Source organism: Curtobacterium sp. MCSS17_005 (assembly GCF_003234225.2).
GTDB lineage: Bacteria > Actinomycetota > Actinomycetes > Actinomycetales > Microbacteriaceae > Curtobacterium > Curtobacterium flaccumfaciens.
Window position 1 is genome coordinate 2,296,149 of sequence record NZ_CP126258.1, and the last position, 12,182, is coordinate 2,308,330.

General features: G+C 73.2%; 12 protein-coding genes. 10 read left to right on the top strand and 2 right to left on the bottom strand.

The genetic code is table 11. From position 1 onward, the window contains the following. Window positions 1-95 precede the first annotated feature (95 nt). The 4 genes from DEJ20_RS11020 to DEJ20_RS11035 are packed head-to-tail and all read left to right on the top strand — an operon-like array spanning window position 96 to window position 3,505. Window positions 96-821 (top strand): PspA/IM30 family protein, encoded by a 726-nt coding sequence (locus DEJ20_RS11020; RefSeq protein ID WP_110859024.1) that lies wholly within the window; start codon window positions 96-98, stop codon window positions 819-821. 44 nt (window positions 822-865) lie between these two features. Continuing rightward, entirely contained in the window at window positions 866-1,687 is an 822-nt protein-coding gene (locus tag DEJ20_RS11025) for an arginase family protein (RefSeq protein ID WP_111235097.1), read from the top strand. Between the two features lie 55 nt (window positions 1,688-1,742). Then, the gene (locus DEJ20_RS11030; RefSeq protein WP_027465800.1) at window positions 1,743-3,146 is read left to right on the top strand and encodes a dihydrolipoyl dehydrogenase family protein; all 1,404 of its coding nucleotides are present in this window, start codon (window positions 1,743-1,745) and stop codon (window positions 3,144-3,146) included. A 2-nt stretch (window positions 3,147-3,148) separates the two neighbouring features. Then, window positions 3,149-3,505 carry a Fe-S oxidoreductase gene (locus tag DEJ20_RS11035; protein ID WP_175330772.1) on the top strand — a complete coding sequence of 119 codons (357 nt, stop codon included), beginning with the start codon at window positions 3,149-3,151 and terminating at the stop codon, window positions 3,503-3,505. A 623-nt stretch (window positions 3,506-4,128) separates the two neighbouring features. Here the strand turns inward: DEJ20_RS11035 and DEJ20_RS11040 are convergent. Continuing rightward, window positions 4,129-4,947, bottom strand: coding sequence for an ABC transporter ATP-binding protein (locus DEJ20_RS11040; RefSeq protein WP_111235098.1), 819 nt, complete (start codon window positions 4,945-4,947; stop codon window positions 4,129-4,131). After that, window positions 4,947-5,846: a siderophore-interacting protein gene (locus tag DEJ20_RS11045; RefSeq protein ID WP_258377140.1), complete on the bottom strand. Its 900-nt coding sequence runs from the start codon at window positions 5,844-5,846 to the stop codon at window positions 4,947-4,949. The genes DEJ20_RS11040 and DEJ20_RS11045 overlap by 1 nt, the downstream gene beginning before the upstream one ends. 66 nt (window positions 5,847-5,912) lie before the next feature. On the opposite strand from DEJ20_RS11045, the gene DEJ20_RS11050 reads away from it, so the two are divergent. Genes DEJ20_RS11050 through DEJ20_RS11075 form a run of 6 tightly spaced genes read left to right on the top strand, consistent with a single transcriptional unit; the run spans window position 5,913 to window position 12,002 of the window. Further along, on the top strand, window positions 5,913-6,923 hold the full coding sequence (locus DEJ20_RS11050; protein ID WP_181431520.1) for an alpha/beta fold hydrolase: 1,011 nt from the start codon (window positions 5,913-5,915) through the stop codon (window positions 6,921-6,923). Continuing rightward, window positions 6,920-8,464 (top strand): ABC transporter substrate-binding protein, encoded by a 1,545-nt coding sequence (locus DEJ20_RS11055; RefSeq protein ID WP_111235101.1) that lies wholly within the window; start codon window positions 6,920-6,922, stop codon window positions 8,462-8,464. Before DEJ20_RS11050 ends, DEJ20_RS11055 begins: the two co-directional genes overlap by 4 nt. A gap of 46 nt (window positions 8,465-8,510) precedes the next feature. Beyond that, complete coding sequence (locus tag DEJ20_RS11060) at window positions 8,511-9,464, top strand: ABC transporter permease (RefSeq protein WP_111101358.1); 954 nt, start codon at window positions 8,511-8,513, stop codon at window positions 9,462-9,464. After that, window positions 9,461-10,372, top strand: coding sequence for an ABC transporter permease (locus DEJ20_RS11065; protein ID WP_111235102.1), 912 nt, complete (start codon window positions 9,461-9,463; stop codon window positions 10,370-10,372). Before DEJ20_RS11060 ends, DEJ20_RS11065 begins: the two co-directional genes overlap by 4 nt. Further along, window positions 10,369-11,223: an ABC transporter ATP-binding protein gene (locus DEJ20_RS11070; protein ID WP_258377141.1), complete on the top strand. Its 855-nt coding sequence runs from the start codon at window positions 10,369-10,371 to the stop codon at window positions 11,221-11,223. Before DEJ20_RS11065 ends, DEJ20_RS11070 begins: the two co-directional genes overlap by 4 nt. Beyond that, window positions 11,214-12,002 (top strand): ABC transporter ATP-binding protein, encoded by a 789-nt coding sequence (locus DEJ20_RS11075; protein ID WP_502866597.1) that lies wholly within the window; start codon window positions 11,214-11,216, stop codon window positions 12,000-12,002. The genes DEJ20_RS11070 and DEJ20_RS11075 overlap by 10 nt, the downstream gene beginning before the upstream one ends. The last annotated feature ends 180 nt before the right edge of the window (window positions 12,003-12,182 follow it).

A 12,182-nucleotide genomic window follows, 5' to 3' on the forward strand; every position in this document is an offset into this window, starting at 1 on the left:
CCCGCTCCCGACACGACCGGACCTGACCTCCGGCACCCAGAACCAGACACGACCCGACAACACCGTCCACAGGACTTCCACGAAAGGGAACAGCAATGGCCAAGCAGACCATCTTCGGACGCATCTCCACCCTCGTGCGCGCGAACATCAACCAGATCATCGACGACGCCGAGGACCCGCAGAAGATGCTGGACCAGCTCGTCCGCGACTACACGAACAACATCGCCGACGCGAAGACCGCGATCGCGCAGACCATCGGCAACGTGCGCCTGCTCGAGCAGGACCACGAAGAGGACAAGAAGGCCGCGGTCGAGTGGGGCCAGAAGGCCGCCAACGCCTCAGCCGCCGCCGACAAGTACCGCTCCGAGGGCAAGTCGGCCGAGGCGGACAAGTTCGACAACCTCGCCAAGATCGCGATCGGAAAGCAGATCGCCGCCGAGCAGGAGGTCAAGGACGCGGAGCCGAACCTGGCGTCGCAGAACGAGGCCGTCGAGAAGCTCAAGACCGGTCTCGCCGGCATGGAGCAGAAGCTCGAGCAGCTCCGCGCGAAGCGGGACAACCTCGTCGCCCGCTCGAAGACCGCCGAGGCGCAGTCCCGCGTCAACGACGCCCTCGGCAACATCGACGTGCTCGACCCGACGAGCGACCTCGGCCGCTTCGAGGAGAAGGTCCGCCGCGAAGAGGCGAAGGTGCTCGGCCAGCAGGAGCTGCAGTCGTCCAGCCTCGACGCCCAGTTCGAGAGCCTCGAGGACGTCGGCAAGGACGCCGAGGTCGAGGCACGGCTCGCCGCGCTGAAGTCCGGCGGATCCTCGAGCATCTGACGAACGCCCTGACGACGCCGGACCCCAGCTGACAGACTGAGACGATGCACTTCCTCGTGGTCGGTCAGTGGCAGGGTTCGGCGTCGTCGCGCGCGATGCGACTCGGGGACGGCGCGTCGGCGATCGCGGCCGACCTCCCCCGGGCGTCCACCACCGTGGTCGACGTCCCGGCCGGAGCGGGTGACCGCCTCGAGACCGCCGTCGCCCGCTACACCTCGGTGCTCGCCGTCGCCGAACGCGTCGCGGAAGAGACCGCCGTCGCCACCGAACCGGTGCTCGTCGTCGGCGGTGACGGCGCCAGTGTCCTCGGCGCGACCGCCGCACTCGCACCGGACACCGCGTTCGTCCGCATCTCCGGGTCCAGCGGGTACCGCGCGCTCAACCGGGCCCAGCCCGTCGCCGCCGAGAACGCCGCCCTGCGCCTGCTGGTCGACCGCCCCGACGACCTGTTCCCCGTCCTGCCGGTGGTGCCGGCGTCCTCGGTCGTCGTCGCCGGGGTCCGCGGGGTGGAGGACGCCGAACGGGCCGCCCTCGACAAGGCCGGGATCGTGCACCTCGACGTCGACGCCGCCACCCCGGACGCCCTCGCCGCAGCCGTCGAGCGGACCGGTGCCGCATCGGTCTTCGTGCACGTCGACCTCGACGTCCTCGACCCGTCCGAGGTCGACGGACTCCTCGAACCCGTCCCGTTCGGCCTCGACGGCGCGGCGCTCGTCGAGCGCATCCAGGCCGCGACCCGCGGCCGGCGCCTCGTCGGCGCTGCGCTCACCGGATTCGCCCCCGTCGACCCGGACCGGGCGGTGGACGACCTCGGCGTGATCCTGCGCGTCGTCGGAGCGGTGACCAGCGCCTCCCGGGTGGGTTGACCACGCGCACGACGCGACCGGCGGACCCCCTGCCGGTCCGCGTACGCTCGGCAGCATGACGGACTACGACCTCATCGTGATCGGAGCCGGCGCTGTCGGCGAGAACGTGGCGGACTACGCCAGGAAGCGCGACCTGTCGGTCGCGATCGTGGAGGCCGAGCTCGTCGGCGGCGAGTGCTCCTACTGGGCGTGCATGCCCTCGAAGGCGCTCCTGCGCAGCGGACACGCCCTCGCCGCCGCCAAGCGGCTCGACGGTGCGAAGCAGGCCGTGACCGGCACGCTCGACGCCGCCCACGTGCTCGCCCGCCGCAACTCGTTCACCTCGGACTGGAAGGACGACAGCCAGGTCTCGTGGCTCGAGTCCGCCGGCATCGACCTGATCCGCGGGCACGCCCGCATCACCGGACCGAAGACCATCGACGTCGACGGCGAGACGCACACCGCGCGCGCCGCCGTCGCGGTCGTCACCGGTTCCCTGCACACGCTGCCCCCGGTGCCCGGTCTCGCCGAGGCGAAGCCGTGGGGCACCCGCGAGGGCACGAGCGCCCAGCAGGTCCCCGAGAGCCTGCTCGTCATCGGCGGCGGCGTCTCCGGCTCGGAGCTCGCGACCGCGTGGGCGTCCCTCGGTGCGAAGGTCACCCTCGTCGCCCGGCACGGTCTGCTCGGCGGCATGGAGCCCTTCGCCGGGGAACTCGTCGCCGACTCCCTGCGCGAACTCGGTGTCGACGTCCGCACCGGCGTCAACCCGGTCCGGGTCGACCGCGACGAGCACGGTCTCGTCACCACGGAGCTCGACGACGGCACCACGGTCATCACGAGCGAGGTGCTCGCCGCCACCGGCCGCGCCGCCCACACGCGTGACCTCGGGCTCGAGACCGTCGGCTTGACCGCGGGCGACTGGCTCGACGTCGACGACACCATGCTCGTGCACGGCACCGACTGGCTGTACGCCGTGGGTGACGTCAACCACCGCGTCCTGCTGACCCACCAGGGCAAGTACCAGGCGCGTGCCGCCGGCGAGGCGATCGCGGCCCGGTACCAGGGCACGCCGCTGCACACCGAGCCGTGGGGTGCCCACGTGGCCACCGCCGACCACGCCGCCTCGCCGCAGGTCACCTTCACCGACCCCGAGGTCGCCAGCGTCGGCCTGACCGAGGCGAAGGCCCGCGAACAGGGGCTGAACGTCCGCGCGGTCGAGTACGACCTCGGTGCGATCGCCGGGTCCTCGCTGCAGGCAGACGGCTACACGGGCCGCGCGAAGATGGTCGTCGACGAGGACCGCGGGGTCGTCGTGGGCGTCACGTTCGTCGGCCAGGACGTCGCCGAGATGCTGCACGGCGCCACCGTCGCCGTCGTGGGCGAGGTCCCGATCGACCGCCTGTGGCACGCCGTGCCGGCCTACCCGACGATGAACGAGATCTGGCTCCGCCTGCTCGAGACGTACGGTCGCCCGGCCTGAGCGTGCGCAACCCGCTGCTCGACTCCCCCGTGTCCCGCGCGGGGTGGGTGTTCGCGACCGCCGTCGGGCTCGCCGTGGGCGTCCCCCTGTCGACCGGGCGGATCCGGGTGGAGGACGGGCTCGTGGTCTGCACGGGGCTGCCACGCTGGGTGTTCCGACGCGGCGGCACCTGCGTCGGGTCGGTGTACCTGACCCGCGACAACGACGGCCCGCGGGTGCTCCGGCACGAGCGGGTGCACGTCGAGCAGTGGCGGCGGTACGGCATGCTCATGCCGCTGCTCTACGCCGTGGCCGGGCGGGATCCCCTGCGGAACCGGTTCGAGGTCGAGGCCGGCCTGGAGGACGGCGGCTACCGCTGACGGGTGCGGGTGCGGGTGCGGGTGCGGGTGTGCTGCGGTCGCACGACACGCCGCTGCGCATCGTCGTGGTCGCGCGAACCGTCGTCCCGACGCCGGTCGGGCGGCAGATCGTGCGACCTCGGCGGGCGTGCCGGCCGGGGCCGGCCGGTCGCAACACCCCGCCGGGTGAGCGGCGAACGGTCGCAGACCGTCGCCTGCGGCGCCGCCAGCGGACGGTTCGTGACCGCTCGGCGCCTGGCCCACGGCCTTTCGTGACCACTCGGCGGCGGGCCGGCCAGGCGACGAGACGCGACCAGTCGACAGCCTGGAGGCGCGTGCCGGCGCCCGCCACGGGCCTCCAGGCCGCCGGGCCCCACGCCCACCCCGCCCGCCCGCCGGTCACAACACCCCGCCTACCCCGCGGCGAGCGGTCACAGACCGTCGCCTGCGGCGCCGTCAGCCGACGGTTCGTGACCACTCGGCGCCCGGCCCACGACGAGTCGTGGCCGCTCGGCGGCGGCACGTGACCGAAGTCGCGCGACACGCCGCGTGCGCATCGTCGTGGTCGCGCGAACCGTCGTCCCGACGCCGGGCGGGCGGCAAATCGTGCGACCTCGGCACGGCCCGGTGACGCGCCGCCCGCGTCAGGCCGCGCGCCGCCGCGGCACCACGAGCGGCGTGCCGGTCTCGGGGTCGGGGACGACGACGCACGGCAGGCCGAAGACGTCCTCGACGAGGTCCGCGGTGAGCACCGACGACGGCGTCCCCGCCGAGACGATCGCCCCGTCGCGCATCGCGATGACGTGGGTGGCGTAGCGCGCGGCCTGGTTCAGGTCGTGCAGCACCGCGACGACCGTGCGACCGGCGGCGTGCAGCGTGGAGGCGAGTTCGAGCACGTCGTACTGGTGCGCGATGTCGAGGAACGTCGTCGGCTCGTCGAGCAGCACGATGTCGGTCTGCTGCGCGAGCACCATCGCGATCCACACCCGCTGCCGCTGCCCGCCGGAGAGCTCGTCGACGCTCCGGTCCGCCAGTTCCACCGTCGACGTCTGCTCGAGCGCGGCCTGCACGGCCTGCCGGTCGGACCCGGACGAGGGGTGCAGCAGGTCCTGGTGCGGGAACCGGCCCCGGGACACCAGGTCACGCACGGTGATGCCGTCGGGGGCGATCGGGGTCTGCGGCAGCATGCCGACCCGCCGGGCGACGGCCTTCGGGCGGTACGAGTCGATCGGTGCCCCGTCGAGGAAGACCGTGCCGGCTCGCGGCTTCAGGGTGCGGGCGAAGGACTTCAGCAGCGTCGACTTGCCGCAGGCGTTCGGCCCGACGATGACCGTCAGTTCGCCGTCGGGGATGTCGACGTCGAGCGTGTCCACCACGACCCGGTCGTCGTAGGCCAGGGTCAGCCCACGGGCCCCCAGCGCGGTGGTCGGGACCGGACCGAGCGCGGTGCCCGAGGTGGGCATCAGTGCTCGGCCTTGCCGTGCCGCCAGTAGCCCATGAACGCGACCTGCTTGCGGTCGATGCCGACGCCGCGCACCAGGTGGCGGCGGAGTTCCTTGACGCAGCCGGCCTCGCCAGCGATCCACGCGTAGACGGGGCGCTCGTCGACGGGCGCGGGGACGTCCCACAGCACCTGTTCGTCGACGTCGACGTCGGTGAGCTCGGCGGCCGGCTCGCACGCGGCGGCGGACGGCGCGACGGTGGACGCCCAGGCGTGCACCTGGTCGGTCATCCGGACACCGTGGGTGGCGCCGTTGCGGGCGATCCAGCGGACCTCGACCCCGGCGGGCGCGGCGACCGGCAACCGGTCGGCGTCGGTGGGCACCTCGATGAAGACGTGACCGACGGTCGAGACGTCGAGGGCTTCGAGGATGGCGCAGATCGCCGGTGCGGCGGTCTCGTCCCCGGCGAGCAGGATCCGGTTCGCGTGCCCGGGAGCGAACTCGGCGGCCCCGGTCGGCAGGTCCTCCGGCGACTCGGGGACCCGCGGCCCGACGATGCGCAGCTCGTCACCGACGCGGCAGGCCGACACCCAGCGCGACGCCGGACCGGTGTCGCCGTGCGCGACGAAGTCGATGTCGAGTTCGCGGGCGTCCGGCCGGAACGAGCGGACCGTGTAGGTGCGGAGCGGGTTGCGGGCGTCGTCCGGCAGCGCGCGCCAGGCGGCGTACCAGTCCTCGTCCTCCGGCAGTTCGGAGAAGCCGATGCCGGGCAGGGGCAGCACGATCTTGATCCGCTGGTCGAGACCGACCGAGGAGAAGTCGGCGAGCGCGTCGCCCGTCAGCGTGACCCGGACGAAGTTCGGGGTGAGTGACGTGACGGCGGCCACGCGGACGGAGAAGACGCGATACCGGGTTGCCACGGAATCGAGTATGGCATGCCTTACCTAACGTCTCCAGGCCCCCGGAACGGTGCGAGGATCGTCCCCGTGCCCGAAGCCCCCGACGACGAATTCGCCGACCTGCCCGCCCTCGCCAGCGCGAGCGGCGTGCACGCGCCGCTCCGCGCCTCCAGGCAGGTGGTCCGCACCGCGGACGGGCAGGAGACCTCCGCGATCCGGTGGGGCGACGACGGCCAGGAGGCACGGATCACCTACCTGCACGGGCTCGGCATCGACGCCCACAGCTTCGACACCACGGCACTCGCCGTGGGCGAGCCGGCGGTCGCCCTCGACCTGCCCGGCCACGGCCGGTCGTCGTGGCGGGAGGACGCGGACTACGCGGCGGCCGCGACGGCGCCGAGCGTGCTCGCCGCGCTCGACGCGCTCGCGGTGCCGCCGGGGATCGTCGTCGGCCACTCGCTGGGCGCCATCCTGTCCGCTCGACTCGCAGCCACGGCGCCGGAGCGGGTCACCGGGCTCGTGCTCGTCGACATGTCGCCGGACCTCGCGCAGCGTGCGGTCGACCGGATCGCCCGCGCGCTGGAGGCCGAGGAGCCGTTCGAGTCCCTCGAGCAGGTCGTCGACCGGGCGATCGAGGCGCGAGTCGGCGACGACCGGCAGGTGCTGCTGCGCGAGGCCCGGCACACCACAGCCCTCGGTGCGGACGGACGACTCGTGCGCCGCCACCACTTCCCGCACCTGCCCGCCGGGCGGACATCGTCGGTGGGGCGCTTCGCCGACGCGTGGCCGGACCTCGAAGCACTGCGCGTGCCGATCCTGCTCGTCCGGGGTGACCGCGGGTACGTCTCCCCGAAGCTGCACGCCGGGTTCGCCGAACGCCTGCCGGATGCCGAGATCGTGACGGTGACCTCGCGGCACGCGGTGCAGAACCAGGCACCCCTCGAACTGGCTTCGGCGATCCGGGCATGGGCGGAGCGGCACGAATTGTTGCACCCGATCGAAGAACCGTCGCCGGACGGCACCAGCCGCCGGTACCCTCGTGCGAGCGCGAGGCCCGATCCCAGCCCTCGTGCCCGGAAGGAACCCACCACCCCATGAGTCCGCTCCTGCCCCGTCGCACCGCGCGCACCTCGCGCATCGGGCGCGCTGCCCTCGCCGCCACGGCCGTCGCCGTCGTCTCCGCCCTGGCGCTGGCCGGCTGCTCCGGCTCGTCCGACACCACCCGCGGCAAGGACGCCACGGTGCGCGTCGGGCTGGTGCTCGAGCCGACGAGTCTCGACATCCGCACCCAGTCCGGGGCGGCGCTCGACCAGGTGCTCATCGACAACGTGTACCAGGGGCTCGTCGGCCGGACCGCCGACGGCGAGATCCGTGACGTGCTGGCCTCGTCGCACGAGGTCTCGAAGGACGGCCTGACCTACACGTTCACGCTGCGGGACGGCACGACGTTCCAGGACGGCGAGCCGGTCACCGCGGCCGACGTCGTGTGGTCGCTCGAGCAGGTCAAGTCGAACGACTCGTACGTCGACTCGGCCAAGCTCGCGGGCGTCACGTCGATCACCTCGCCGTCGGACGACTCCGTCGTGCTGCAACTCGCGAAGCCGGACTCCGACCTGCTCTGGAACCTGACCGGCCGCTCCGGCCTGGTGCTCGAGAAGGCCGCGGACAACGACCTGTCCGACAGCGCGAACGGCACCGGCCCGTTCGAGGTCGCGAGCTGGAAGCAGGGCGACTCGCTCACCTTCGACCGCAACGAGGACTACTGGGGCACGAAGGCGAAGGTCGCGAAGATCGTCTTCCGGTACATCACGGACCCGTCGACCGCCGTCAACGCGATGGCGAACGGTGACCTCGACGTCCTGAACCCGGTCGACGGCACGCTCAAGAGCCAGCTGCAGGGCAACGCCGACATCGCGCTGCACAGCGGCAAGACGACCGACAAGTACACGCTGGCGTTCAACAACCGCAAGGAACCGTTCACGGACGAGCGCGTGCGCCGGGCCATCAGGCAGGCGATCGACGCGAAGGCGCTCATCAAGGCGATCGGCGGCACCGGCGTGGAGCAGGGCGGCCCGATCCCGGAGCTCGACCCCGGCTACGAGGACCTGACCGACATCGACGCGTACGACCCCGCGAACGCCAAGAAGCTCCTGGCCGCCGCCGGCCAGCAGGACCTGAAGCTGACGCTCACCTACGCGAACATCTACCCGACCACGATCGGCGACGTGCTGAAGTCGCAGCTCGCCGACGTCGGGATCACCCTGACGGTCAAGCGCGTCGACTTCGCCACCTGGCTGTCCTCCGTGTTCCAGGCACCGAAGTCCGGCGAGCGGGACTTCGACCTGTCGATGGTCGACCACGTCGAGGCCCGTGACTTCGGCAACTGGGCGAACCCGGACTACTACTTCGGCTACGACAACCCGAAGGTGCAGGCCCTCTACGCCCAGTCGATCGCGGCGACCGACGAGGCCACGAAGACCGAGGCACTCCGCAAGGCTGCACGCATCGTCAGCGAGGACGCGGCCGGCGAGTGGCTCTACACGGCGACCGAGATCACCGCGGTGCGCTCCGGCGTGACGGGCTTCCCGGTCGACGGCGGCAACTCGCGCCTCGACCTGGCGAAGCTCGCGGTCAAGTGACCCGGAGCGGCCGCGGCGGGGTGTCCGTCCCCGTAGCATCGGTGTCGTGACCCGGTTCCTCATCGGGCGGGTGCTCCTGCTCGTCGTCGGCCTGCTCGTGGCGAGCGTCATCATCTTCGCCACGCTCCGCGTGCTGCCCGGTGACGTCGCCCAGGTCGTCGCCGGCACGCAGTCGACCCCCGCGCAGGTTGAGCAGCTCCGGCAGCAGCTCGGACTCGACCGGCCCGTCGTGGTGCAGTACCTCGACTGGATCGGCGGGGTGTTCCGCGGTGACCTCGGCCGCTCGCTGGTGACGAACGGTGCCGTCGCACCGGAGATCGCGCAGAAGCTCGCGATCACCCTGCCGCTCGCCGCGATGTCCCTGGCGACCGCGCTGGTGATCGGCGTCCCGCTCGGGGTGGTCGCCGCGGTGCTCCGTCGCCGCCCGGGTGGTGCGGTGATCGGGTTCGCGGCGCAGGCGGTCGCCGCCGTGCCCGTCGTGTGGGCAGGCATGCTCCTGATCGCCCTGTTCGCGGTGACGCTGCACTGGCTGCCGACGCAGGGCTTCCCGCTCGACGGCTGGTCCGAACCCGGGCGGGCGTTCGCGTCGCTCGTGCTGCCCGCGCTGACGATCGGTGCCGTCGAGGGCGCCGTGATCCTCCGGTTCACCCGGTCCGCCACGCTCTCCGTCCTCGACGCCGACCACCTGCGCACCGCCGCCGCCGTCGGGCTCACCCGCACGCAGGCGCTGCTCCGCCACGGCCTGCCGAGCGTCGCCCTCACGGTGCTCGCCGTGCTCGGGGTCCAGATCGCCGGGCTGCTCGTCGGCGCAGTCGTCGTCGAGCAGCTGTTCTCGCTGCCCGGGGTGGGCCGGATGCTCGTGACCGACGTCGGCCGCCGCGACATCACGAAGGTGCAGTCGGAACTGCTCGTGCTCACCGGACTCGTGCTGCTCGTCGGGTTCGCCGTCGACGTCGTGCACCGCACCCTCGACCCCCGACAGCGCGAGGTGCAGGGATGATCCGCCGCCTGGTGTCCCGGCCGACCGGGGTCTTCGCCGTCGTCGTGCTCGGCCTGCTGCTCGTGCTCGCCGCCGTGTCGCTCGTCTGGACGCCGCAGAACCCGTTCCGCGCCGACCCGTTCCACCAGTGGGAGGGCCCGAGCGCCGCGCACTGGTTCGGCACCGACGCCGCCGGCCGCGACATCGCGAGCTACCTGCTCGCCGGCACCCGCACCACCGTGCTCGTCGCCGTCGGCTCCGGGGTGATCGCGAGCGTCGTCGGCATCGTCCTCACCGCGATCGGTTCGCTCACCGCCCGCTGGGTGCGCGAGGGCACCGCGGTCCTGCTCGACATCCTGGTGGCGTTCCCGACCCTGCTCACCGCGATGCTCCTGACCGCGGTGTTCGGCGGGTCGCTCGGCGTCGTGATCGTCAGCGTCGGGCTGTCCTTCGGCGTGACGATCGCCCGCGTGGCCCGCGGCGAGATCCGGCGGATCGCCCGCAGCGACTACGTGACCGCGGCGCGGGCCTCCGGCGTCGGCGGTGCCGGGGTGCTCTTCCGTCACCTGGTGCCGAACGCGGCGCCGCTGTTCACCGTGCAGCTGTCGCTCGCGATGGCCACGGCCGTGCTCGCCGAGGCCGGGCTGTCCTACCTGGGCTACGGCGCCGGATCGGACACCGCGTCCTGGGGCAGCCTGCTGTCCGACCTGCAGACCTACATCGGGGTCCACCCGTGGAGTGCGACCTGGCCGGGAGCCGCAATCGCCCTCGTCGTCGCGGCACTGTCCTTGCTCGGCGACGCGGTGCGTGACGCCTCGGACCCGCGGCTGACGACGAGCGACCGGAGCGCCGACCCGGCGACGACCGACGGCACCGCGAGCGACCGGAGCGCCGACTCGGCGACGACCACGCCGGGGGTGACCGCATGACCGACCACACAGCCGGCCCCACCAGCGCAGCCGGCACCGCCGACGCCACCGGCACCGCCCACGCCACCGCAGCCTCCGGGCTCGAGGTGCGCGGGTTGTCGGTCCGCATCACGGGGCGGACGATCCTCGACGACGTCAGCTTCACCGTGCCTCCCGGCCAGCGCGTCGGCGTGATCGGCGCGAGCGGATCCGGCAAGTCGATGACCTCGCTCGCCCTGATGGGCCTGGAGCCCGCCGGCGCCGTCGTGACCGGCAGCGTCCGCCTGGACGGCACCGAACTCGTCGGCCTGCCCGACCGCGAGCGCGCGCGCCACCGCGGATCGGGCATCGCGATGGTGTTCCAGGAGCCGGGGACGGCGCTCGACCCGCTGCGCCGGGTCGGCGCGCAGATCGCGGAGCCGCTCCGGCTGCACCGCGGGCTCGACCGGCGTGCGGCCCGCGCGGCAGCCGTCGACCTGGCGGGGTCCGTGGGCCTGCCCGATCCGGAGTCGCTGCTGCGGCAGTACCCGCACCAGCTGTCCGGCGGGCAGCGGCAGCGGATCTGCATCGCGATGGCGATGGCGGGCGAGCCGTCGTACCTGGTCGCCGACGAGCCGACCACGGCGCTCGACGTCACGACCGAGGCCCGCATCCTCGACCTGTTCGAGCACCTGCCGGCGGGCATGGTGTTCGTCACCCACGACCTCGCCGTGCTCGCGCGCATCGCCGACACCGCCGTGGTGCTCGACGCCGGCCGGGTGGTCGAGGAGGGTCGCGTCGCCGACCTGCTCGCCGCACCGCAGCACCCCGCCACCGTCGCACTGGTCGACGCCGCCCGCGCCACCGCCCGTCGCCCTGGAGGATCCGCGTGACCCACGTCCTGCACGCCACCGGCCTCCACCGCACCTACCGACTCCCCCGCCGCGGCCCGTTCGAGCCCGGTCCGGTCCGCACCGCCGTCGACGGCGTCGACCTGACCGTCGCCCCCGGCGCGCGGCTCGGCATCGTCGGCGAATCGGGATCCGGCAAGTCCACGCTGGTCCGGTTGCTCGCCGGCCTGGAGGCCCCTTCCGCCGGCACCGTCGCCGCCTCCGGCCGTCCGGTGGTCGCGTCCCGGTCCGCGCGTGCGTTGCGCTGGTTCCGTCGCGAGACCGGGGTGGTGTTCCAGGACCCGTACGCGTCGCTCGACCCGCGGATGCGCGTCGGCGCGATCGTCGCCGAGCCGCTCCGGGCCCTGCAGGTCCCGGGCTCGCACGACGACCTGGTCCGTGCCGTGCTGGAGCGCGTCGACCTGCCCGCCGACACGGTCGACCGGTACCCGCACGAGTTCTCCGGCGGGCAGCGGCAGCGGATCGCGATCGCCCGGGCCGTGGTGCACTCGCCCCGGATCCTGTTCGGCGACGAGCCGATGAGCGCCCTCGACGTCGTGGTCCGCGCTCGGGTGATCGAGCTGTTCCGGTCGCTCGCCGACGACCTCGGGCTGACGCTCGTGCTGGTGTCGCACGACATCGGCGTCGTGCAGCGGCTGTGCGACACGGTCGCCGTGATGTCCGACGGCCGGATCGTCGAGCACGGGCCGGTGTCGCTCCTCGACGCGCCGCAGCACCCGGTGACGCGGGCGTTGGTGGCGGCGGCGCCGACGCTGCCGTAGCGCGGCGGGGGTGGCGGCGCGGGGCGGGGCGGCGCACCGTGCGCACCCCGCCACTCCGTGCGAGCTTGCCCGCACGGAGCCGGCCTACAAGGCCGCACCGGACAAGCAACGCCGCACCAGCCGGACAACACCGCACGGTGCGCCGCGCCCCCGCACCCCGCGCACCGGAGCGTCCCCGGG

Coding starts and splice junctions, on each gene's coding strand:
- DEJ20_RS11020 (WP_110859024.1), top strand. CDS start 96: ATGGCCAAGCAGACCATCTTCGGACGCATCTCCACCCTCGTGCGCGCG.
- DEJ20_RS11025 (WP_111235097.1), top strand. CDS start 866: ATGCACTTCCTCGTGGTCGGTCAGTGGCAGGGTTCGGCGTCGTCGCGC.
- DEJ20_RS11030 (WP_027465800.1), top strand. CDS start 1,743: ATGACGGACTACGACCTCATCGTGATCGGAGCCGGCGCTGTCGGCGAG.
- DEJ20_RS11040 (WP_111235098.1), bottom strand. CDS start 4,947: ATGCCCACCTCGGGCACCGCGCTCGGTCCGGTCCCGACCACCGCGCTG.
- DEJ20_RS11055 (WP_111235101.1), top strand. CDS start 6,920: ATGAGTCCGCTCCTGCCCCGTCGCACCGCGCGCACCTCGCGCATCGGG.
- DEJ20_RS11065 (WP_111235102.1), top strand. CDS start 9,461: ATGATCCGCCGCCTGGTGTCCCGGCCGACCGGGGTCTTCGCCGTCGTC.
- DEJ20_RS11070 (WP_258377141.1), top strand. CDS start 10,369: ATGACCGACCACACAGCCGGCCCCACCAGCGCAGCCGGCACCGCCGAC.